The sequence below is a fragment of the Streptomyces sp. NPDC093591 genome (assembly GCF_044764885.1).
In the GTDB taxonomy this organism is placed as follows: Bacteria; Actinomycetota; Actinomycetes; order Streptomycetales; family Streptomycetaceae; genus Streptomyces.
The window spans coordinates 312,386-332,744 of sequence record NZ_JBIWIY010000008.1 but is presented as its reverse complement, the minus strand read 5'-3'; the positions used below and the strand labels follow the sequence as shown (position 1 = coordinate 332,744).

At 70.6% G+C, this 20,359-nt stretch carries 22 protein-coding genes; 10 read left to right on the top strand and 12 right to left on the bottom strand.

Annotated elements, in window-relative coordinates:
* Nucleotides 1-96: 96 nt before the first annotated feature.
* The 3 genes from ACIREI_RS19470 to ACIREI_RS19460 all read right to left on the bottom strand — a co-directional run bounded on the left by ACIREI_RS19470 (nt 97) and on the right by ACIREI_RS19460 (nt 3,647).
* The gene (locus tag ACIREI_RS19470) at nt 97-1,554 is read right to left on the bottom strand and encodes a catalase (protein ID WP_403334211.1); all 1,458 of its coding nucleotides are present in this window, start codon (nt 1,552-1,554) and stop codon (nt 97-99) included.
* Between the two features lie 220 nt (nt 1,555-1,774).
* Nucleotides 1,775-2,665: a 2-hydroxy-3-oxopropionate reductase gene (locus ACIREI_RS19465; protein ID WP_403334209.1), complete on the bottom strand. Its 891-nt coding sequence runs from the start codon at nt 2,663-2,665 to the stop codon at nt 1,775-1,777.
* A 142-nt stretch (nt 2,666-2,807) separates the two neighbouring features.
* Nucleotides 2,808-3,647 carry a TIM barrel protein gene (locus ACIREI_RS19460; protein WP_403334207.1) on the bottom strand — a complete coding sequence of 280 codons (840 nt, stop codon included), beginning with the start codon at nt 3,645-3,647 and terminating at the stop codon, nt 2,808-2,810.
* 133 nt (nt 3,648-3,780) lie between these two features.
* Between ACIREI_RS19460 and ACIREI_RS19455 the strand changes: the two genes are divergently transcribed.
* The 7 genes from ACIREI_RS19455 to ACIREI_RS19425 all read left to right on the top strand — a co-directional run bounded on the left by ACIREI_RS19455 (nt 3,781) and on the right by ACIREI_RS19425 (nt 9,595).
* On the top strand, nt 3,781-4,032 hold the full coding sequence (locus ACIREI_RS19455) for a hypothetical protein (protein WP_301995723.1): 252 nt from the start codon (nt 3,781-3,783) through the stop codon (nt 4,030-4,032).
* On the top strand, nt 4,029-4,397 hold the full coding sequence (locus ACIREI_RS19450) for a helix-turn-helix domain-containing protein (protein ID WP_128429378.1): 369 nt from the start codon (nt 4,029-4,031) through the stop codon (nt 4,395-4,397). The genes ACIREI_RS19455 and ACIREI_RS19450 overlap by 4 nt, the downstream gene beginning before the upstream one ends.
* Nucleotides 4,398-4,541: 144 nt before the next feature.
* Complete coding sequence (gene uraD / locus ACIREI_RS19445) at nt 4,542-5,051, top strand: 2-oxo-4-hydroxy-4-carboxy-5-ureidoimidazoline decarboxylase (RefSeq protein ID WP_403334204.1); 510 nt, start codon at nt 4,542-4,544, stop codon at nt 5,049-5,051.
* 32 nt (nt 5,052-5,083) lie between these two features.
* Nucleotides 5,084-5,476 (top strand): hydroxyisourate hydrolase, encoded by a 393-nt coding sequence (gene uraH, locus ACIREI_RS19440; protein ID WP_403334202.1) that lies wholly within the window; start codon nt 5,084-5,086, stop codon nt 5,474-5,476.
* 5 nt (nt 5,477-5,481) lie between these two features.
* Nucleotides 5,482-6,405, top strand: coding sequence for a factor-independent urate hydroxylase (gene pucL / locus ACIREI_RS19435; protein ID WP_403334200.1), 924 nt, complete (start codon nt 5,482-5,484; stop codon nt 6,403-6,405).
* A 122-nt stretch (nt 6,406-6,527) separates the two neighbouring features.
* The gene (locus tag ACIREI_RS19430) at nt 6,528-7,907 is read left to right on the top strand and encodes an 8-oxoguanine deaminase (protein ID WP_403334199.1); all 1,380 of its coding nucleotides are present in this window, start codon (nt 6,528-6,530) and stop codon (nt 7,905-7,907) included.
* A 341-nt stretch (nt 7,908-8,248) separates the two neighbouring features.
* Complete coding sequence (locus ACIREI_RS19425; protein WP_403334363.1) at nt 8,249-9,595, top strand: nucleobase:cation symporter-2 family protein; 1,347 nt, start codon at nt 8,249-8,251, stop codon at nt 9,593-9,595.
* On the opposite strand, the gene ACIREI_RS19420 is transcribed toward ACIREI_RS19425, so the two are convergent.
* Nucleotides 9,558-10,163: a 3'-5' exoribonuclease domain-containing protein gene (locus ACIREI_RS19420; protein ID WP_403334198.1), complete on the bottom strand. Its 606-nt coding sequence runs from the start codon at nt 10,161-10,163 to the stop codon at nt 9,558-9,560. The two genes, ACIREI_RS19425 and ACIREI_RS19420, sit on opposite strands and share 38 nt — an antisense overlap.
* 115 nt (nt 10,164-10,278) lie before the next feature.
* On the opposite strand from ACIREI_RS19420, the gene ACIREI_RS19415 reads away from it, so the two are divergent.
* Nucleotides 10,279-11,904 (top strand): serine/threonine-protein kinase, encoded by a 1,626-nt coding sequence (locus tag ACIREI_RS19415; protein ID WP_403334196.1) that lies wholly within the window; start codon nt 10,279-10,281, stop codon nt 11,902-11,904.
* A 73-nt stretch (nt 11,905-11,977) separates the two neighbouring features.
* Here the strand turns inward: ACIREI_RS19415 and ACIREI_RS19410 are convergent, their stop codons facing one another.
* Complete coding sequence (locus tag ACIREI_RS19410) at nt 11,978-13,414, bottom strand: MFS transporter (RefSeq protein ID WP_403334194.1); 1,437 nt, start codon at nt 13,412-13,414, stop codon at nt 11,978-11,980.
* Nucleotides 13,415-13,506: 92 nt separating this feature from the next.
* Here ACIREI_RS19410 and ACIREI_RS19405 point away from each other — a divergent pair, with 92 nt between their 5' ends.
* Nucleotides 13,507-13,902: a winged helix-turn-helix transcriptional regulator gene (locus ACIREI_RS19405; RefSeq protein ID WP_403334193.1), complete on the top strand. Its 396-nt coding sequence runs from the start codon at nt 13,507-13,509 to the stop codon at nt 13,900-13,902.
* Nucleotide 13,903: 1 nt separating this feature from the next.
* On the opposite strand, the gene ACIREI_RS19400 is transcribed toward ACIREI_RS19405, so the two are convergent.
* The 5 genes from ACIREI_RS19400 to ACIREI_RS19380 all read right to left on the bottom strand — a co-directional run bounded on the left by ACIREI_RS19400 (nt 13,904) and on the right by ACIREI_RS19380 (nt 17,490).
* Entirely contained in the window at nt 13,904-14,326 is a 423-nt protein-coding gene (locus ACIREI_RS19400; protein ID WP_403334191.1) for an acyl-CoA thioesterase, read from the bottom strand.
* Nucleotides 14,327-14,381: 55 nt separating this feature from the next.
* Complete coding sequence (locus ACIREI_RS19395; protein WP_403334189.1) at nt 14,382-15,017, bottom strand: hypothetical protein; 636 nt, start codon at nt 15,015-15,017, stop codon at nt 14,382-14,384.
* Between the two features lie 41 nt (nt 15,018-15,058).
* On the bottom strand, nt 15,059-15,658 hold the full coding sequence (locus tag ACIREI_RS19390) for a histidine phosphatase family protein (protein WP_403334187.1): 600 nt from the start codon (nt 15,656-15,658) through the stop codon (nt 15,059-15,061).
* A 3-nt stretch (nt 15,659-15,661) separates the two neighbouring features.
* The gene (locus ACIREI_RS19385) at nt 15,662-16,195 is read right to left on the bottom strand and encodes an HAD domain-containing protein (protein ID WP_403334185.1); all 534 of its coding nucleotides are present in this window, start codon (nt 16,193-16,195) and stop codon (nt 15,662-15,664) included.
* Nucleotides 16,196-16,278: 83 nt separating this feature from the next.
* The gene (locus ACIREI_RS19380) at nt 16,279-17,490 is read right to left on the bottom strand and encodes a pyridoxal phosphate-dependent aminotransferase (protein ID WP_403334183.1); all 1,212 of its coding nucleotides are present in this window, start codon (nt 17,488-17,490) and stop codon (nt 16,279-16,281) included.
* 87 nt (nt 17,491-17,577) lie between these two features.
* Here ACIREI_RS19380 and ACIREI_RS19375 point away from each other — a divergent pair, with 87 nt between their 5' ends.
* Nucleotides 17,578-18,204, top strand: coding sequence for a winged helix-turn-helix transcriptional regulator (locus ACIREI_RS19375; protein WP_403334182.1), 627 nt, complete (start codon nt 17,578-17,580; stop codon nt 18,202-18,204).
* A gap of 55 nt (nt 18,205-18,259) precedes the next feature.
* On the opposite strand, the gene ACIREI_RS19370 is transcribed toward ACIREI_RS19375, so the two are convergent.
* Nucleotides 18,260-19,063, bottom strand: a complete 804-nt coding sequence (locus ACIREI_RS19370) for a hypothetical protein (RefSeq protein WP_403334180.1) — start codon at nt 19,061-19,063, stop codon at nt 18,260-18,262.
* Entirely contained in the window at nt 19,063-20,331 is a 1,269-nt protein-coding gene (locus ACIREI_RS19365) for a VWA domain-containing protein (RefSeq protein ID WP_403334178.1), read from the bottom strand. The genes ACIREI_RS19370 and ACIREI_RS19365 overlap by 1 nt, the downstream gene beginning before the upstream one ends.
* Nucleotides 20,332-20,359 lie beyond the last annotated feature (28 nt).

Genomic DNA, 20,359 nt, shown 5'->3' with positions numbered 1-20,359 from the left:
GGGCGACCACCCCTCATCCGGGTCGCTCGGCCATGAGGCGCGGGCGGTGCGTCCGTCTCCTGACCTCCTGTCAGGAGACGGACGCCGCCTTGGGGTTCAGTCCTCGCGCAGGGCGCGGACCGCCTCCTCCACGCGCTTGCCGTACTCCGGGTCGGCGGCGTGGAAGTGGGCCAGGTTCTTCTCGATCACGTCGTCGCGGGAGACCTGGGAGAGGCCGCCGGCGATGTTGGCGATCAGGCGGGACTTCTCCTCGGCGGACATCAGGCGGTACAGCTCGCCGGCCTGGAAGAAGTCGTCGTCCTTGGTGTGGAGCGGGGCCTCGTGGGTGCCGGTGTGGCCGGTCACCGCGAGCGGGGCCGACAGGGGACGCCCGGTCTCGACGGGGCCGTCGTAGGAGTTCGGCTCGTAGTTCTTGGCGTGCCGGCCCTGGGAGTTGGTCGCCATGAAGCCGTCGCGGCCGTAGTTCTGCGCGGTCGTCGCCTTCGGGGCGTTCACCGCGAGCTGGGTGTGGTTGACGCCCAGGCGGTAGCGGTGGGCGTCCGCGTAGGCGAACAGGCGGCCCTGGAGCATCTTGTCGGGGGAGGGGCCGATGCCCGGCACGAAGTTGTTCGGGGAGAACGCCGCCTGCTCGACCTCGGCGAAGACGTTGTCGGGGTTGCGGTCGAGGACCAGCCGGCCCACCCGCTGGAGCGGGTAGTCCTTGTGCGGCCAGACCTTGGTGAGGTCGAACGGGCTGAAGCGGTAGTCGGCCGCCTCGGCCGCCGGCATCAGCTGGACGTAGAGGGTCCACGACGGGTGCACGCCCCGCTCGATGGCCTGGAGCAGGTCCGTCTGGTGCGAGTTGGGGTCCTTGCCCGCGAGCTCGGCGCCCTGCTCGGCGCTCAGGCAGCGGATGCCCTGGTTGGTCTTGAAGTGGTACTTGACGAAGAAGGCCTCGCCCTCGGCGTTCGTCCACTGATAGGTGTGCGAGCCGTAGCCGTTCATGTGGCGGTACGACGCCGGGATGCCGCGGTCGCCCATCAGCCACGTCACCTGGTGCGTGGCCTCGGGGGCGTGCGCCCAGAAGTCCCAGACGTTGTCCGGCTCCTGGCGGCCGGTGAACGGGTCGCGCTTCTGCGAGTGGATGAAGTCCGGGAACTTGATCGGGTCCTTGATGAAGAAAACCGGGGTGTTGTTCCCGACGAGGTCGTAGTTGCCCTCCGCCGTATAGAACTTGACTGCGAAGCCGCGCGGGTCGCGGACCGCGTCCGCGCCGCCGAGGCTGTCGGCCACGGTCGAGAAGCGCAGGAACACCTCGGTCCGCTTGCCGACCGCGCTGAGGAAGTCGGCGTGGGTGAAGCCGGTGACGTTGTCGGTCACCTCGAAGTGGCCGTACGCGCCGGAGCCCCGGGCGTGCACCACGCGCTCCGGGATGCGCTCGCGGTTGAAGCGCGCCAGCTTCTCCAGCAGGTGCTGGTCCTGGAGCAGGAGCGGGCCGCCGACGCCGGCGGAGGCGGAGTTCTGGTTGTCGGCGACCGGGGCGCCGGCCTCGGTCGTGAGCACGCGCTTCGACATCGTGGACCTTCCGTGCGGTGGCACTTCCGTGCTGGTGGCAGCGGAAAACTCTTTCCGCTTGGTGGAGCCTAGAAGTGGGAGAATCTGAACGTCAACAGTTTGTTGAAGTTGTTTGCAGCGGTTGATTCCGGGCGGCGCCCCGCCTGGGCGCGACAGGACAGGTGTCAGCGGGGGCGCCGCCCGGAAGTCTCGGGGTGGGGTCAGGCCTGGTCAGTCCTGGTCAGACCTGGGCGCCGGAGAGGCGCTCCACGGCCCGCAGCAGGGCCGAGTGGTCCAGGCCGCCGTCGCCCTGCGCACGCAGGGACGCGACCAGCTGGGCGACCACGGCACCGACCGGAAGGGCGGCGCCGACGTTGCGGGCGGCGTCCGTGACGATGCCCATGTCCTTGTGGTGCAGGTCGATGCGGAAGCCGGGCTTGAAGTCCCGGTTCAGGAAGTTGTCCTTCTTCCGCGTCAGTACGGTCGAGCCGGCCAGACCGCCGTTGAGGACGTCCAGCGCGGCCGTCAGGTCCACGCCGGACTTCTCCAGGAAGACCACGGCCTCGGCGCACGCCTGGATGTTCACGGCGACGATCAGCTGGTTGGCCGCCTTCACGGTCTGACCCGAGCCGTGCGGACCGCACAGCACGATGGTCTTGCCGAGGGCATCGAGGATCGGCTTCGCGGCGTCGAAGTCGGCCTGCTCGCCACCGACCATGATCGACAGCACGGCCTCGATGGCACCGGCCTCACCGCCGGACACCGGGGCGTCCAGTACGCGGATGCCCTTGTCCTTGGCCGCCTTTGCCAGGTCCACCGAGGTCTGCGGCGTGATCGAGGACATGTCGATCAGCAGCGCGCCGGACCTCGCGTTCTCCAGGATGCCGTCGGGGCCGTAGGAGATGGCCTCGACCTGCGGGGAGGCCGGCACCATCGTGATGACGACGTCGGCGTCCTTCACGGCCTCGGCGATCGAACCGGCGACCGTGCCACCGGCGGCGGCCAGGCGGTCCAGCTTGTCCTGCTCCAGGGTGAAGCCGGTGACCTGGTAACCCGCCTTGATCAGGTTCTCGGACATGGGGGAGCCCATGATGCCGAGGCCTATCCAGGCGATCTTGGGGAGGTTGCTCATGATGGGGGTACCTCTCTGAACTGCTGTGGTGCGTCAACGAATGGGTGCCGGCCGGCGCCATTCAGCCCGTCCGGCGTTTGAGGACGAGGCCCGAAGGGCCGAAGCGGGGGTCCGGGGGCGGCAGCCCTCGGGGGCGGTGCCATCAGCGGGCGGCGCGCTGTTCCATCGGCAGCCAGCCGAAGGCCTCCCCGCTGGGCTTGTCGCCCGGCTTGTACTCAAGGCCGGCCCAGCCCTCGTAGCCCGCCTTCTGCAACTGGCCCAACAGGTCCTCCAGCGGCAGCGCCCCCGTGCCGGGCGCGCCACGGCCAGGGTTGTCGGCGATCTGCACGTGGCCGGTCTTCGCGGCGTACTGCTCGATCACCGAGGGCAGGTCCTCGCCGTTCATGGACAGGTGGTACAGGTCCATGAGGAACTTCGCGTTGCCCAGTCCCGTCGCCTCGTTGACCTGGTCGACGACGCCGACGGCGGCCGGTGCGGACACCAGCGGGTACAGCGGTGACTCGGGCTTGTTCAGCGCCTCGACGAGAAGGATCGCGCCGATGCGGTCGGCCGCCCGGGCCGCGAGGGCCAGGTTCTCCAGCGCGAGCGCGTCCTGCTCGGCCGGGTCCACGCCGTCGACGCGGTTGCCGTACAGGGCGTTGAGCGCACGGCAGCCCAGCGACTGGGCGAAGTCGGCGGCCACGTCGATGTTGGCGCGGAACCTCTCCGACTCCGCGCCCGGGACCGACAGGGCGCCGCGGTCGGGGCCGGGCAGCTGACCCGCGTAGAAGTTCAGCCCGGTGAGCTGGACGCCCGCGTCCTCGATCGCCTTCTTCAGGGCGTCGAGCTCGGACCGCTCGGGCGTGGGGGAGTCGATCCAGGGCCACCACAGCTCGACCGCGGTGAAGCCGGCCGCGGCGGCGGCCGCGGGGCGCTCCAGGAGCGGGAGTTCCGTGAAGAGGATCGACAGGTTGACGTTGAAGCGCTGCTCTGCGAATCCCATCGCCGGCGCTCCCTTCCGTGTCGAGATTCCATATTGCGGAAGTTAGTTTCTGCGTACTGGAAGATTGCCGTTGTGCGTCCAAGCTTGTCAAGAGGGCTCGGCGGAAGGCGGCCCCGCGCGTTAGGTTGACCGCGTGCGATTGAGAGTGGAGTTCACGACCGAGCCGTTCGACCTCGACGAGGCACCCGCGCACGCGCTGGTGGCCCGCGAGGTCATCGAGGCGGCCGAGCTCGACGCGGTGGACGTCGGCCCGTTCGGCAACACGGCCGAGGGCGGCGCCGACGCCGTGCTCACCGCCCTGGACGCCCTGCTGCGCAAGTCGCTGGAGGCCGGCGCCACCCGGATCTCGCTTCAGCTCAACGTGGTCGGGGAGGGCGAGGAGTGACCGGTACCGGGGACGAGCCCTTCATCGCGGCCGTGAAGCCGCTGGTCGACGCCATGGGCGGCGAGATTCTCCCGCCGGACGAGGCCGGCCCCGAAGATGTCGTGCTCTCCTGGGAGGGGGCCGACGTCGTCGCCGTACGCCTGCCTCAGCTGGCCGACTCCCTGGATCACATCCTGGCGGCCATGGAGCGCAGGAAGGGCAAGCCGCTGGCCGACCTGGACCGCAAGGCCAAGCAGGAGGTCGTGCGGATACTCGAGGCGCGCGGCGCCTTCTCCGTGCGGCATGGCGTGGAGACCGTGGCGAGCGCGCTCGGAGTGAGTCGCTTCACGGTCTACAACTATCTGAACCGTGAGAAAGGCGCCTGAGCGGCCCCCTCGGTGTCCTGTCGGCGCCCCGCCGGTTTCGTTACCGCGAATTTTCAACAAAGTGTTGACGTCTCGTCGTCGTAGGGCGTTAGCTATCGGCACGCCCGTTCAGTACGAAGGCCCTTCGCGGCCACGGAGGCTCCCGTGACGTCGAATTCCACGCCCTCGGGCCTGGCCCGGTTCAACGCCCTGGAGGAGCACGCGGCCCACGCCGCCCTCCTCGAGGCGTGTGCCGCCACGGCGTGGGCGAAGCGGCTGCTCGCCGCCCGTCCCTACGCCACCGCCGACGACCTCTACGCCGCCAGTGACGCCGCCATGGCCGAGCTGACCGCCGAGGACTTGGCCGAGGCGATGGCAGGGCACCCGCCGATCGGCCGCCCCAAGCCGGGCGATCCGACCTCGGCCCGGGAGCAGCGCGGCCTGGCCGGCGCATCCGAGGAGCTCAAGGCGGAGATGCTCGAACTCAACCTGGCCTACCAGGACAAGTTCGGCCATGTCTTCCTGATCTGCGCCACCGGCCGGACCGGGGAGCAGATGCGCGACGCGGTCAAGGAACGGATCGGCAACTCGCCGGAGCAGGAGCGGGAGATCGTCCGCACCGAGCTGGGCAAGATCAACCGTATCCGGCTCGCCCGCCTCGTCGAAGAAGACTGATCTTCGAGGAAGACCGAAGAGGACGCCTGACCATGAGCACCAGCACCACCGCCTCCGTGTCCACGCACATCCTGGACACCAGCATCGGCCGCCCCGCCGAGGACGTCGCCGTCCAGCTCTCCGCCCGCTCGGGCAGGGATGCGGACTGGCAGGCACTCGGCGGCTCCGCGACCGACGCGGACGGGCGGTGCAAGGACCTCCCGGCACTGCCGGAGGGGACCACACACGTACGGCTCGACTTCGCGGTGGAGCCGTACTTCGAGAAGAAGCAAGCCGATGCGCAGCAGGACGCCCCCGCGAATCGGGACAGCGGTGCCGTGTTCTTCCCCGAGGTGGCGATCACCTTCGCCGTGAAGCCCGGGGAGCACTACCACGTACCGCTGCTGCTCAACCCGTTCGGCTACTCCGTTTACCGAGGGAGCTAGCAGACATGCCCACGATCCTGGGACAGAACCAGTACGGCAAGGCCGAGAACCGAGTCGTAAAGATCACGCGGGACGGCGCCACCCATCACATCAAGGACCTGAACGTATCCGTGGCGCTGAGCGGCGACATGGACGAGGTCCACTACTCCGGCTCGAACGCCAACGTCCTGCCGACCGACACCACCAAGAACACGGTGTACGCGTTCGCCAAGGAGTACGGCATCGAGTCCGCCGAGCAGTTCGGCATCCACCTCGCCCGTCACTTCGTCACCTCGCAGGAGCCGATCCACCAGGCCCGGATCCGCATCGAGGAGTACGCCTGGGAGCGGATCGAGGCCTCCGACGCCAACTCGCAGTTCATCGGCTCCGACGAGGTCAAGCACTCCTTCGTCCGCAAGGGCCAGGAGACGCGGCTCACGCAGATCACCTACGACGGTGAGACGTGGGAGGTCGTCTCCGGCCTCAAGGACCTGGTCGTGATGAACTCGACGAACTCCGAGTTCTGGGGCTACGTCAAGGACAAGTACACGACGCTGAAGGAGGCCTACGACCGCATCCTGGCCACCCAGGTCTCCGCTCGCTGGCGGTTCAACTGGACCGACGACGAGCAGCGGATGCCCAACTGGGAGAAGTCCTACGAGCAGACCAAGAAGCACATGCTCCAGGCCTTCGCCGAGACCTACTCGCTGTCGCTGCAGCAGACCCTCTACCAAATGGGCTCGCGCATCATCAACAACCGCAGCGAGATAGACGAGGTCCGCTTCTCCCTCCCGAACAAGCACCACTTCCTGGTGGACCTGGAGCCGTTCGGGCTGAAGAACGACAACGAGGTGTACTTCGCCGCCGACCGCCCCTACGGCCTGATCGAGGCCACCATCCTGCGGGACGGTTGCGAGGCGAAGATCCCCATGGACCTCACCAACCTCTGATCCATCCCCTTTCGGCACCCGTGACCGGGGAACCCGTCTTCCCGGTCACGGCACTCAAAACTCCCAGGGTCCTGCCGTGCCCTCTCTCATTCAGCACAACACCCGTGAAAAAGGGGCGAACCATGGCAGCAGCCCAGCGCATCGTCATCGAGAACTGTTCGATCGCGACGGTGGACGCGAAGGACACCGAGTACGCCACGGGCCATATCGTCATCGCGGACAACCGCATCGAGTCGCTCGGCGCGGGCAAGGCCCCGGAGGGCCTGGAGAACGTCGTCCGCCGCATCGACGCCACCGGGCACCTGGTCACCCCCGGCCTGATCAACACCCACCACCACTTCTACCAGTGGATCACCCGGGGCCTGGCCACGGACCACAACCTCTTCAACTGGCTCGTCGCCCTCTACCCGACCTGGGCACGCATCGACGAGCAGATGGTGCGCTCGGCCGCGCAGGGCTCGCTGGCGATGATGGCCCGCGGTGGTGTGACCACCGCCATGGACCACCACTACGTCTTCCCGCAGGACTCCGGCGACCTCTCCGGCGCCATCATCGGCGCCGCCCGCGACATGGGCGTCCGCTTCACCCTCGCCCGCGGCTCCATGGACCGCAGCGAGAAGGACGGCGGACTGCCGCCGGACTTCGCCGTCGAGACCCTCGACGGCGCGCTGGCCGCGACCGAGGAGACCGTCAAGCAGCACCACGACGCCTCCTTCGACGCGATGACCCAGGTCGCCGTCGCCCCCTGCTCCCCCTTCTCCGTCTCCACGGAACTCATGCGCGACGGCGCCGAGCTGGCCCGCCGGCTCGGTGTACGGCTGCACACCCACGGCTCGGAGACCGTGGAGGAGGAGAAGTTCTGCCACGAGCTGTTCGGCATGGGCCCGACCGACTACTTCGAGTCCACCGGCTGGCTCGGCGAGGACGTGTGGATGGCGCACTGCGTCCACATGAACGACTCCGACATCGCCGCCTTCGCCCGGACGAGGACCGGCGTCGCCCACTGCCCGTCCTCCAACGCCCGCCTCGCCGCCGGCATCGCCCGCGTCCCCGACATGCTCGCCGCCGGCGTCCCGGTCGGCCTCGGCGTCGACGGCACGGCGTCCAACGAGTCCGGCGAACTGCACACCGAACTGCGCAACGCCCTCCTCATCAACCGCCTCGGCGCCCACCGCGAGGCCGCCCTGAACGCCCGGCAGGCGCTGCGCCTCGGGACGTACGGCGGTGCCCAGGTCCTCGGCCGCGCACGCGAGATCGGCTCGCTGGAGCCGGGCAAGCTGGCCGACCTGGTGCTGTGGAAGCTGGACACCCTCGCCCACGCCTCCATCGCCGACCCGGTGACCGCGCTGGTCTTCGGCGCGGCGGCCCCGGTCACGGCGTCGTTCGTCAACGGCCGGCAGATCGTCGAGGACGGGCGGCTGCTCACGGCCGACGAGGACGCCATCGCCCGCTCGACGCGGGACGAGGCACAGCGCCTGGCGAGGATCGCGGCGCAGGCCTGACGTAGGTCTGACGCAGGCCTGACGCAGGTCTGACGCAGGCCTGACGCAGGTCTGACCAGTCGAAGATCTCCGGTCGGGAGGGACGGCTCCCGACCGGTGGCCGTGGACCCCACTCGGGTTCCATGGCGGCCGTCTCCGGGGCGCGCGTGGACGCGTGCGCCCCGGAACGGTCTCCGTTTCCCCCAGAACGGGCCCGTCCCCGGTCCCGCACGACCGCGCACCACCTCCCTGAAACCCACGTCAGAGCCGACGTGTTACCCGCCCGGAGGAGAGCCGCAGTGTCCGCCCAGTCCGCCGCCCAGCCCGTCCATCCCGTCGACGAGAAGCTCCCCGCCCTGAAAATGGCGACCACCGGTCTGCAACACGTGGCCGCCATGTACGCGGGAGTCGTCGCCCCGCCCCTGATCGTCGGCGCGGCCATCGGCCTGAGCGCCACCGACCTGACCTTCCTCACCGGCGCCTGCCTGTTCACCGCGGGCCTCGCCACCTTCCTCCAGACGCTCGGCATCTGGAAGATCGGCGCCCGGCTGCCCTTCGTCAACGGCGTCACCTTCGCCGGCGTCGCCCCCATGACCGCGGTCGTCGCCTCCACCGAGGACAAGTCCGACGCCCTGCCGATCATCTTCGGCGCGGTCATCGTCGCCGGCCTCCTCGGCTTCCTGGCGGCCCCCTTCTTCAGCAAGGCGGTCCGCTTCTTCCCACCGGTGGTCACGGGTACGGTCATCACCCTGATCGGCATCTCCCTCCTCCCGGTCGCCTTCGGCTGGGCGCAGGGCCCCGACCCCGCGGCGCACGACTACGGTTCGGCGACGAACCTGGGCCTCGCGGCCGGAACCCTGCTGATCGTCCTGCTCCTGCGCCGCTTCACCAGGGGCTTCGTCAAGCAGATCGCCGTACTCCTCGGCCTGGTCGTCGGCACGCTGATCGCGATCCCCTTCGGCGTCACGGACTTCGGGCCCGTCGCGGACGCGGACGTCATCGGTTTCCCGACCCCGTTCCACTTCGGCGCCCCGCAGTTCCAGCTCGCCGCGATCATCTCGCTGTGCGTGGTCATGGTGGTCTCGATGACCGAATCGACCGCCGACATGCTGGCCTTGGGCGAGATCGTCGAACGCCCGGCCGACGAGAAGACCATCGCGGCGGGCCTGCGCGCCGACACCCTCGGCTCCGCGATCAGCCCCCTCTTCAACGGCTTCATGTGCAGCGCCTTCGCGCAGAACATCGGCCTGGTCGCCATGACGAAGATCCGGAGCCGGTACGTCGTCGCCGTGGGCGGTGGCTTCCTGGTGCTGATGGGCCTGTGCCCGATGGCGGCCTCGCTCATCGCGGTCGTACCGCGCCCGGTACTCGGCGGCGCGGGCGTGGTCCTCTTCGGTTCGGTGGCCGCGAGCGGCATCCAGACCCTGGTCCGGGCCGGCCTCGACAAGGACAACAACGTGCTGATCGTCGCCGTCTCACTGGCCGTGGGCATCGTCCCGATCACGGCGCCGGAGTTCTATCACGCGTTCCCGGAGACGGTGAGGATCGTGCTGGACTCGGGGATCTCCACGGGCTGCGTGGCGGCGGTGGCGCTCAACCTCGTCTTCAACCACCTCGGCCGGAACCGCGACGCGCAGGACGTCACCCACCCCATGGAGGCGGGCGAAGAACTCACCGGGACGACGCCCCGGGCCCCCGCCACTCCATGAGGTTGGCGAACAGCTCGGCCTGCTCGACGGCGTCGTCCAGCGCATGGTGCGTGTGGCGGCGCCTCGACAGCAGTTCGCGCGGCATGGTGCCCTTGGCCACGGCCCGCAGGGGCAGCCCCGCCTTGGTGGCGTACAGCGTCTTCATGTCCAGGCACCCGGAGTGGCCGAACGGGCTCGCCCCGGTGAAGCGGATCAAGTACCAGTACAGGAACGTCCAGTCGTACGACGCCGGGTAGCCGCACATCACCGGCTGCGCGTCGCCGCAGACCTCGCGTACCCAGCGCGTGAACTGCGCGAGCGCCAGGGCGGGGTCGAGGCCCTCTTTGCCGAGGCGCTCGCGGTCGAGACCGCTCACGGCCAGCGCCTCGGGGACGAACTCCGCGCTGATCGGGCGGAGTTCGCGGTAGAAGGTGTGCCGCTCCGGGTCTGCCGCCGTGAATCCGTCGGCGTCCTGGGTTCCGGCGACCGCCGCGCCGAGGCTCAGCATCGAGTACGGACCCGGGATCGGGCCGTCGGCCTCGATGTCGACGGAGATGTAGAGGCTGGGTTTGATGCGTCGTGCCGCCATGGAGCGGGAGCATCCCAGGGGTCCGGGACTTTCCGCATCCGAATTCCGCTTAGGCTTCTGCCTCGGTCAACTCAAAGTTGACCAGGGGTTCAGGGGATGAGGGGGAAGCGGGCCGATGAACAACGCGACCGAGGTGTTCCGGCCACTGCAGGCGGACGATCCGCCCGTCGTGGCCGGCTACCGCCTTGCCGCCCGGCTCGGCGCGGGTGGCATGGGCCGGGTCTACCTGTCGCACACACAGGGCGGCCGACCGGTGGCGATCAAGGTGGTGCGGCCGGAGCTGGCCGACGACCCGGACTTCCGGCGCCGGTTCCGCCGCGAGGTGGAGGCGGCCCGGCGGGTCCGCGGGGCGTACACCGCCGAGCTGATCGACGCCGACGCGGACGGCGTACCGCCCTGGCTGGCCACGCTGTACGTGCCCGGGCCGTCCCTGGCGGAGGCCGTGGCCCGGCGCGGACCGCTGCCGGTGCCTGCCGTGCTGTGGCTGGTGGCGGGGGTGGCCGAGGCGCTTCAGGCGATCCATGGTGCGGGCATCGTGCACCGGGACCTGAAGCCGTCGAACGTGCTGCTGGCCGCCGACGGCCCGCGCGTGATCGACTTCGGCATCTCGCTCGCCGCCGATCTCACCTCGCACACCGCCACGGGCTCCGCCGTCGGCACGCCCCAGTTCATGGCGCCGGAGCAGGCGACCGCGGGTGAGGTCGCGGCGGCGACGGACATCTTCGCGCTGGGCCAGACGGCGGCGTTCGCGGCGCTGGGCGAGCCGCTGTACGGGAACGGCCCCGCGGCGACGGTGCTGTACCGGATCGTGCACGAAGAGCCCGACCTGTCCCGGCTGCCCGAGCCGCTCCGCCCGCTGATCGCCCGGTGCATGGCCGCCGATCCCGGGGAGCGGGCCACCCCGGCGGAGATCGTCGAGTGGTGTCGGCGGCGGTTGGGGACGGATGCCGACGCGGGCGCGGGGCCGGCCGTGTGGCGGGACGTCATGGGGCCGGAGGTGACGGTTCCGGCTCCGGTCCCCGAACCCACCCGGGTACAGGCGGTGCCGTTGATCGTCACGCGACCACAGCCGGTGGTGCCGGACGCACGGCGGCCGGGGCGACGTCGTACCGCGCTGATCACGGCCGCGGCCGTGACGGCGGTTGTGTTGCTGCTGACGGGCTTCGGGTGGATGGTCGCGGACGCGGGGGACAGGTTCCGCGACTGGGTCGCGGGCGCTCCGACGACGCCCGGCGCGGAGGAGTCCGCGGGGTCGTCGGTGTCGCCCTCGGCATCCGCGCCGACGTCGGGGGCCGGTTCCGAGGGTTCGGGAACGGTTGACGGGACAGGGGCATCGGGGCCTGCCCCGGCCGTGTCCAAGTCGCCGCAAGCCACCCCGTACCCTCTCGTCTGGCTGGACGGGAAGACCTCGGTGAGCTTCGACAACCCGGAAGACCTGCGCAAGGATCGGAAGGGCGACATCCGCCTCGTGTGCGGGCAGACTTGTGCGCTGGAGAGCGACACCAGCGAGTTCGCGCTGCTGTACACGAAGCCCGGGGCCACCCTCGACTCGTGTCGCGTCGCCCTCTCCGACCCCGAAGGCCGTCGCCTCCCACTCGCCGCGACGGCGAACGGCAGCGAGATCTGCATCAGGCACTCCTCCGGGGACATCGCGCTGCTCGTGATCCAGACGAAATCGACCGCGTACATCCCAGCCGCCTTCGTGACCGCGAACATGACGATCTGGCGGGATGCGGCCTGAGAGACGTAGGGAGAGGCGGCGAACCGATCACCCGCCGCCTCTCCCAAGCCACTGCCGGCCCCGGCCAGCCCTCTCAGCCCCGCCGCTCCCGCAACACCACCGCCGCCAGCACCAGCGCCCCCGCCGCGATCCCCGTCGCCACCCGGAACGCCAGCTGGTAGCCCTCGGCCGTGGCCGCCAGCAGCTCCGTGCCGCGGCCGAGCAGACCGTCGGTGTGGTTCGCCGCCAGGACGGACAGCGCCGCCAGGCCCAGCGAACCACCCACCACCTGGGTGGTGTTGAACAGCCCGGACGCCAGCCCCGCGTCCTCCTCGCGCGCCCCCGACATCGCGAGACCGGTCAGGGCGGGCATCGCGGCGGCGAAGCCGGTGGCGAGCAGGAGCAGCGGCGGGAGGACGTCGGTGACGTACGAGCCGTCGACGGGTGCGCGGCTCAGCAGCGCCATGCCCGCGACGATGAGCACCAGCCCGGCCAGCAGCACCCGGTACGCGCCGAACCGGCCGACGGTACGCGCCGACAGGCCCAGCATCAGCACCCCGATCACGATCGGCGCCGGCAGGAACGCCGCGCCGGTGAGCAACTCGCCGTAGCCGAGGACGCGTTGGACGTACAGCGCGCCGATGAACTGGAAGCCGTACATCGTCGCGATCATCAGGATCTGCACGGCGTTCGCACCGCTCAACAGCCGGGAACCGAACAGCCGCAACCGCAGCAGCGGACGCGTCGCCCGCGCCTGCCGGACCGTGAACGCCACGAACAGGGCGAGGGACAGGACGGCCAGGAGCAGGGTGGCCGTCAGGTCGCGGTCCCCGGCGCCGACGATGACGTACACCGTGAGCATCAGCGCGCCGGTGACCAGCGCCGCGCCCGGGTAGTCGGCACCCCTGCCGAGCCCGGCGCCGCGGTCCGGCTCCAGTACCCGTACGGTCGCGAGGAGGGCCACGATCCCGATCGGCAGGTTGATCAGGAAGATCCAGTGCCAGTTCAGGGCCTCGGTCAGTGCCCCGCCGAGAAACGTGCCGAGCGCTCCGCCCGCCGCGCCGACCGCGCTGAACACCGCGATGGCACGGGCCTGTTCACGCGGTTCGGGGAACAGCGCGACCAGCATGCCCAGCACCACTGCCGAGGTCATCGCCCCGCCCACGCCCTGCAGGGCACGGGCCGCGATCAGCACGCCCTGCTCGGTGGCCACCCCGCACAACACGGAGGCCGCGGTGAAGACGGCGAGCCCCGCCGTGAACATCCGCTTGCGGCCGACCAGATCGCCGAGGCGGCCCACCAGCAACAACAGCCCGCCGAAGGGGATCAGGTACGCGTTGACGACCCAGGCCAGGCCCGGCCCCGAGAAGCCGAGGTCGCTCTGGATGGCGGGCATGGCGACCGTGACGATGTTGCCGTCCAGGATCGTCATCAGTGTTCCCGCACACAGGACGACGAGGGCCGCCCAGCGGGAGTACGTTCGCTGCGTTCGGTGCGGTGTCCGCGTCGGGGACTCGACGATGGCCGTCATGGCGGCGCTGCCTCCGGGTTCTCCAATGGTGCACGACTTGTAACGGAGAACATCGTGGGTGACCATGGGGGTCGGCATAAGGAGGCAGTTCAATGTCCCAGAGGAACACCGGTGTTACCGTCCAGGCAATGAACGCGCACGCGTGCCCCGTCCGCGAGGTTCTTGACAGGGTCTCCGGCAAATGGAGCGTCCAGATCCTGGTCGCGGCCGCCCACGGCCCCATCCGCTTCACCGAGTTGGAGCGCAGCATCGAGGGCATCAGCCGCCGGATGCTCACCCTCACCCTGCGCAACCTGGAGCGCGACGGCCTCGTCACCCGCACGGTCCATCCGACGGTGCCGCCGAAGGTGGAGTACGAACTCACCCCGGTGGCCCGGGAGTTGCACGAGACCCTGCAGCGCCTGACCGACTGGGCCGAGCGCAACAGGGTCTACATCGCCGAGTCGCGCGCGGCCTACGACGAGGAGCACGCACCGGAGCTGGTGTGACCTACAGGCCGAACAGCGCGGGGGCCGAGGCGAGTTCCTTGAAGTACTCCTGCGGATGGGCGACCAGTTTGCGCTCCTTGAGGTTGAGCAGCCCGCCGACCGCCGTGACCTCCGCCGCCACCGTGCCGTCCGTCTTGCGGATCGTCTGCTCGATGCGGAACGTCTTGCCGCCGCCCCAGTCGAAGGCACACGTCACCTCGACCTCGTCGCCCGCGAGCAGCTCCCGCAGATAGCGGATGGTCGTCTCCAGGGCGACCGGGCCCACACCCTTGCCGATCAGGCCGGCCTGGCTGATCCCGGCGGCCTGCAGCAGCGACCAGCGGGCGTGCTCCGCGTAGTTGAGGTACACGGCCTGGTTGAGGTGTCCCTGGACGTCCGTCTCGTACCCACGGACGGTCACCGGAACGGAAAACGGCTCGGTCACGACTTCCCCTTCGCGTGCCATGCTGCCTGGACCCCCCGATCCTGACACGTGCCCCCTACATCCGTCGCGGGGAAGCCAGCAGATAGCGCGCTCTCGTCCGAGGCTCGGTGTGCTCGCCGACCTGCCAGCCGGCCTTCTCCAAGGTCGCCCCGCAGGCGTGCAGCGCGTCGAGGTCCGGCTCGTGAACTGCGACCGCCTCCGGCTGCGGCGTCGCCCGCACCCGGTATCCCGGGGCGTCCGGCTCCGGTCCGGCCGGACGGTGCCCGGCCGCCTCCAGGGCGAGGGCGGCGGCCCGCACCAGATGCGTACGCTCCCAGTCGCACGGCCGGTCAACGGCCCCGTCCCGGTTGGTCATCCGGCGCAGCTCCAGCAGCCCTTGCCAGGCGCTGTGCACCTCACGCACTCGGGCAGGCCCCTCCTTCGGCGCGTCCTGCTCACCGCCGATGCGCGCGGCGAAGACACCGCCGGCCGCGGGAGCCGCAGCCGGTTCCTCGGGCGCAGTCGTCTGCGCCTCCCGTATGCGATGTCCCGCAGGCGTCAGAAAGTGATCGTGCGGCGGCCGCGGGTGCCGGAAGGCGAGCCCTCGCTTGACCAGCGCGGCGAGCTGCGCCTCCGTACCCCTCAGGCGCCCGGTCACGGGATCGGCGGCGTCGATGACACGCCGTTGCGCGGCGGTCGGCGGTCGGGTCACGGCGTGTTCCTTCCTGCGTGGGGACTCACCCGCTTCGCAGGCTACGCCGGGGGTCTGACATTCCACCCCGCGATCACCGGCCGCCCGTGCTCGGTGCCGAGCCGGCACAGCGTGCCCGTGCCCAGCTGGAAGAGGGCCCCGGCTTGCGGTGCCAGCCCGAGGCGGCGGGCGGTGAGCACGCGCAGGAAGTGCCCGTGGGCGATCAGCAGGACGGCGCCCTCCGTGTGCGCGAGGGCGGCGTCCACCCTGGCGAGCACCCGGTCGGCACGCTCACCGACCTGCTCCGGGCTCTCCCCGGGGTGAGCCGGCGGCCCGGGCGCGACCCCGTCCGTGAACAGGAACCAGCCGGGCCGCTCCCGCTGGATCTCCACCGTGGTGACGCCCTCGTACCCGCCGTAGTCCCACTCCCGCAGGTCCACGTCGACGCGAGCGTCGCGCACCCCGATCAGCTCCGCCGTCTCCCGTGCCCGCCGCGCCGGGCTGACGAACGCGGCCCCGATCCGATGCGATCGGACCAACGGCACCAGCCGCCGCGCCTCTTCCCGCCCGTGCTCGGTCAGCGGAACGTCGGTGCGGCCGGTGTGCCGCCCGGACCGCGACCACTCGGTCTCGCCGTGCCGGACGAGAAGGAGATCACCCATGCGTCACAGGCTAAGAGCCCAGCGCTCCAACTCCGCGAAGTCACCCTCCCGCAGCCCCTTGCGCGCGTCGACCGGCAGCAGCAGCGCGGCCGAGTCGTGGTGGGCCGCCACATGCCGTACGTCGAGGTCGGTGACCATGTCGTCGACCCAGACGAAGGGCCGCCCCGTCGCCCACGCCAGCACGTGCCGCGTCTTCCAGTACAGCCCGTCGGGATCCCGCCCGAAGAGCTCGGGCCACTCGATGACCGGCAGATCACCGGGCAGCCCGACCACCGGCGCGATCATCTCGTTGGCCTGGTGCTGCCACGTGGTGGCCCACGCCAACTCATACGGCAGAGCCAGCAGCCGCGCCCCGTGCCCCGGATGCAACCGCACCCGCAGTCCCCGGCGCAGCCGCCGGGACCCCGGCTGCTGCCGGGCCGACCAGTTGGCCGGATGCAGCCGCCGGGTCACGTAGCCGCGATGACGCAGGAACGGGGCGCGGAACGGGTTGAGGGGGCCGTCCACGTCGAGGAGCAGCAGGGGGCGGGCGCTCATGCACGGGTTCTACCCACGGCGGGGCGCCTGCCCACGGGGGCGCGGCAACATCTGCCGGTACCCGCTGAGCTCTCCCGACCGGCTCAGTTCTGCCGGTACCCGCTCAGGAACCGCCCGATCCGCCCGATCGCCGCCTCCAGGTCGTCCGCGTACGGCAGGGTCAGGATCCGGAAGTGATCAGGGGTCGGCCAGTTGAAGCCCGTCCCCTGCACCACCTGGATCTTCTCCCTCAGCAGCAGGTCCAGGACGAACTGCTCGTCGTCGTGGATCCTGTACACCTTGGGGTCGAGGCGCGGGAACGCGTACAGCGAGCCTTTCGGCTTCACACACGACACCCCCGGAATCTCGTTGAGCTTCTCCCAGGCCACGTTGCGCTGTTCGTACAGCCGCCCGCCCGGCACGGTCAGCTCGCGGATGGACTGGCGGCCCCCGAGCGCGGCCTGGATGGCGTACTGCGCGGGAGCGTTGGCGCACAGGCGCATGGAGGCCAGCATCGTCAGGCCCTCCAGGTAGTCCTTCGCGTGCTGCTTCGGGCCGGTGACGACGAGCCAGCCGGAGCGGAAGCCCGCCACCCGGTAGGTCTTCGACAGGCCGCAGAAGGTGAGGACCACCAGGTCGGGGGCGAGGGCCGCGACCGAGTGGTGCACGGCGTCGTCGTACAGGATCTGGTCGTAGATCTCGTCGGCGAACACCATCAGGCCGTGGCGGCGGGCGAGGTCGAGGATGCCTTCAAGGATCTCCTTCGGATAGACCGCGCCCGTCGGGTTGTTCGGGTTGATGATGACCACGGCCCTGGTGCGGTCCGTGATCTTTGACGCCATGTCGTCCAGGTCCGGGTACCAGTCGGCCTGCTCGTCGCAGAGGTAGTGGACCGCCTTGCCGCCGGCGAGGGTCGTGACGGCCGTCCAGAGGGGGAAGTCGGGGGCCGGGATGAGGATTTCGTCGCCGTCCTCGATCAAGGCCTGTACGGCCATGGAGACCAGCTCGGACACGCCGTTGCCGAGGAAGACGTCGTCGACGCCCACCTCCAGGCCCAGCGTCTGGTAGCGCTGGGCCACGGCCCGGCGGGCGGAGAGGATGCCGCGCGAGTCGGTGTAGCCGTGCGCCTGGGGGAGCATCCGGATCATGTCCTGGATGATCTCCTCCGGCGCCTCGAAGCCGAAGAGCGCGGGGTTGCCGGTGTTCAGGCGCAGCACGCTGTGCCCCGCCTCCTCCAGCGCGTTCGCGTGCTCGATCACCGGGCCGCGGATCTCGTAACAGACCTCGCTCAGCTTGCTCGACTGCCGGAACTCCATGCGCGCTCGCCCCTCCGGTTTCGTGTGTTGCTTGGTTTTACCAAGTTCGAGCTTGGAAAGTCCAACAACATGTCTAGACTGCGTCGCATGTCACCTCGCCGAAGCTACGACCAGTACTGTTCCGCCGCCCGGGCGCTCGACCTCGTCGGCGACCGCTGGACCCTGCTGATCGTCCGGGAGCTGCTGGCCGGCCCGCGGCGCTACACCGACCTGCACGCCGATCTGCCGGGCGTCAGCACGGACGTACTGGCCTCACGGCTGAAGGACATGGAGCGGGACGGGATCGGCACCAGGCGCCGGCTGCCCCCGCCCGGCGCGGCATACGTCTACGAACTCACCCCACGGGGGCGGGAGTTGCTGCCCGTGCTGCAGGCGCTGGGGGAGTGGGGGCAGGCCGAGCTCGGGGAGCGGCGGCCTACCGACGCGGTGCGGGCGCACTGGTTCGCGCTGCCGTTGCTCCGGTCGCTGGACGGGGAGGGGCTTGTCGAAGTCCGGTTGGAGGAAGGGGACTTCCACCTGTACGTCGGTGCCGAGGACGGGCCGGTCCACGGCGACGGCCCCGCTCCCAGGGAGCCCGACGCGCGGCTGGTGCTGGACTCCGGGACGTGCGAGGCGGTCGCGCGAGGGGAGTTGAGGGTGGCCGACGCCGTCCGGGACGGCCGTATCGAGGTCACCGGGGACGGAACCCTCGCCAAGGCGCTGCGGGAAGGCTGACCTCAGCGGAAGGGCCCGCTGTCCAGGGCGGACAGCGGGCCCTTCCGGCTTCCCGTCAGGCGCCCGGCGGCACCCGCGACGGCCGTCCCGCCCCGCGTGTCAGCGCATACCCGCCGACCCCCGCGAGCGCGGCCAGCGCGCCGCCGATCGCCGTCCACACCCACCGGTCGGACCACCAGCCCGACGCCCAGCCGCCGCTGGGTTGGAGGCCGGCGAGCAGGGCCTCCTTGGTCGACTCCTCCTCGTCGCCCTGGGCGATGGCACCGGCCCCCGGCACCAGCGGCTGGGCCAGCGCCCCGTCCACCGCCGCCGCCCCGCCGATGTCCTTGGAGTCGACGCGGACCTCGGCGTCGACCGGCAGTCCGAGGTCGGAGGTGGGGACGTCCACGGCCGTCAACCGGAGGTAGTACGTGCCCGGCAGAGGGTCATTGGCCCACGGCTCCGACCAGGCGCGGACGGTACGCAGGACGCAGACCAGCTCCACGGAGGACCGATCCGCCGCGGCGGTGCGCGTCTGTGCCCCGGACTGGCAGGCCTGGCGGCGCCGCAGACCGTCGTACACGTCGATCTGCCAGGTCTCGGCGGCGTGCGTGTCCGGCAGCTTCACCGTCGCCTTGACGGTGGGGCGCTGTCCGGCGTCCGCGGGGAACGACCAGTACAGGTAGTCGCCCGTGGAGGCGCTCGCGGTGGCCGTCTGCCCCTGCTCGATCTCGGTCGCCGTACGGAAGGCGGTGCCCGCCTCGGTCGGCGCGCCGCCGTCCTCCGAGGCGCTCGGCGACGGTGAGGAGTCGGCGACCGCCGGTCCCGCCGCCAGCCCCAGCGTCAGCAGGGCGGCGCTCAACACACGTGTGATCCCCATCAGTTGGTCCTCCAGACCGCGACCCGCCAGCGTGACAGCCAGCCCCAGACGAGACCGGCGAGGAAGCCGGTGAGGATCAGCGCGCCCAGCAGCCACCAGCCGCGCCCGAGGCCGAAGGAGGCCACGTCGCTCGACGCGTCCGGCCCGTGCACCACGTCGATGGTCAGTTCGAGCGGGAGACCGGGGGTGGTCTTCACGCCGTCGGCCGCCGAGAAGGAGTGCGTGACCTGGAGGCACACGGTCTCGGGCGCGACCTCGCCCTCCACGTCCTCGTCCTCGGCCTTGGGGTAGCGCAGGCCCGTCGAGATCACGTCGGTACGGCCGTCGCCCGCCGCCTCGCCGCGAACGATCTCCCGGCCGCGCTCGGTCACCGCCCGCAGCAGCAGCCCGTACGACGGATCCACCGCGCGGTCGGCCGCGACGCTCACCGAGGCGCGCAGTTCCCAGCCGTGCGGGACCTTTACGCGGTACCAGCGCTGCTTCCCGAACTCCTCGCGGTCGGTGTACAGGCCGGACCGCAGCGTCGGCGCCTTCGCGCACTGGTCCGCGCCCGTCGTCGCGACCGGCGTCACCACCGGATCGGCCGCCCGGTCCACCAACTGGTTGACCTTGTCGGCGAGTTCGTCGGTGTGCTCGACCGAGGTGAAGGTGCCACCGGTGGCCTCGGCGATGCAGCTGAGCTGCTGGCGCATCTTGGTGTTCGGGACCAGGCCGAGCGTGTCGATGGTCAGGCCGATGCCCTTGGCGGCGATCTCCCGGGCCACCTCGCACGGGTCGAGCGGCGCGCAGGTGTCCTCGCCGTCGCTGATCAGCACGATGCGCTTGGAGCCCTCGCCGCCGTCCAGGTCGTCGGCCGCCTTCAGCAGCGCGGGGCCGATCGGCGTCCAGCCGGTGGGCGTGAGGGTCGCCACCGCTGTCTTTGCCTCGGTGCGGTCCAGCGGGCCGACCGGGTAGAGCTGGGCGGTGTCCTTGCAGCCCGTCTTGCGGTCGTCGCCCGGGTAGTTGGCGCCGAGGGTGCGGATGCCGAGCTGGACCTCCTCCGGCGTCGCGTCCAGCACCTCGTTGAAGGCCTGCTTCGCGGCGGCCATGCGCGACTGGCCGTCGATGTCCTTCGCCCGCATCGAACCGCTGACGTCGATCACGAGATCGACTTTCGGAGCGGTGGCGGTGGTCTCGTCGGCGACCGCCCCGGCCGGGAACGCTATCCCGGCCGTGAGCGCGGCGAGCAGGGCGCAGACCCCGGCCGCCAGCCGTTGTGTTCTGATCATCGGCGGATCTTATTGATCAGAGGTGTTC

Coding starts and splice junctions, on each gene's coding strand:
- ACIREI_RS19465 (WP_403334209.1), bottom strand. CDS start 2,665: ATGAGCAACCTCCCCAAGATCGCCTGGATAGGCCTCGGCATCATGGGC.
- ACIREI_RS19470 (WP_403334211.1), bottom strand. CDS start 1,554: ATGTCGAAGCGCGTGCTCACGACCGAGGCCGGCGCCCCGGTCGCCGAC.
- ACIREI_RS19410 (WP_403334194.1), bottom strand. CDS start 13,414: ATGACGGCCATCGTCGAGTCCCCGACGCGGACACCGCACCGAACGCAG.
- ACIREI_RS19385 (WP_403334185.1), bottom strand. CDS start 16,195: ATGAGCGCCCGCCCCCTGCTGCTCCTCGACGTGGACGGCCCCCTCAAC.
- ACIREI_RS19375 (WP_403334182.1), top strand. CDS start 17,578: ATGTCACCTCGCCGAAGCTACGACCAGTACTGTTCCGCCGCCCGGGCG.
- ACIREI_RS19380 (WP_403334183.1), bottom strand. CDS start 17,490: ATGGAGTTCCGGCAGTCGAGCAAGCTGAGCGAGGTCTGTTACGAGATC.
- ACIREI_RS19420 (WP_403334198.1), bottom strand. CDS start 10,163: ATGGCGGCACGACGCATCAAACCCAGCCTCTACATCTCCGTCGACATC.
- uraH (WP_403334202.1), top strand. CDS start 5,084: ATGAGCACCAGCACCACCGCCTCCGTGTCCACGCACATCCTGGACACC.
- ACIREI_RS19415 (WP_403334196.1), top strand. CDS start 10,279: ATGAACAACGCGACCGAGGTGTTCCGGCCACTGCAGGCGGACGATCCG.
- ACIREI_RS19365 (WP_403334178.1), bottom strand. CDS start 20,331: ATGATCAGAACACAACGGCTGGCGGCCGGGGTCTGCGCCCTGCTCGCC.
- pucL (WP_403334200.1), top strand. CDS start 5,482: ATGCCCACGATCCTGGGACAGAACCAGTACGGCAAGGCCGAGAACCGA.
- ACIREI_RS19390 (WP_403334187.1), bottom strand. CDS start 15,658: ATGGGTGATCTCCTTCTCGTCCGGCACGGCGAGACCGAGTGGTCGCGG.
- ACIREI_RS19405 (WP_403334193.1), top strand. CDS start 13,507: ATGTCCCAGAGGAACACCGGTGTTACCGTCCAGGCAATGAACGCGCAC.
- ACIREI_RS19370 (WP_403334180.1), bottom strand. CDS start 19,063: ATGGGGATCACACGTGTGTTGAGCGCCGCCCTGCTGACGCTGGGGCTG.
- ACIREI_RS19425 (WP_403334363.1), top strand. CDS start 8,249: ATGGCGACCACCGGTCTGCAACACGTGGCCGCCATGTACGCGGGAGTC.
- ACIREI_RS19430 (WP_403334199.1), top strand. CDS start 6,528: ATGGCAGCAGCCCAGCGCATCGTCATCGAGAACTGTTCGATCGCGACG.
- ACIREI_RS19460 (WP_403334207.1), bottom strand. CDS start 3,647: ATGGGATTCGCAGAGCAGCGCTTCAACGTCAACCTGTCGATCCTCTTC.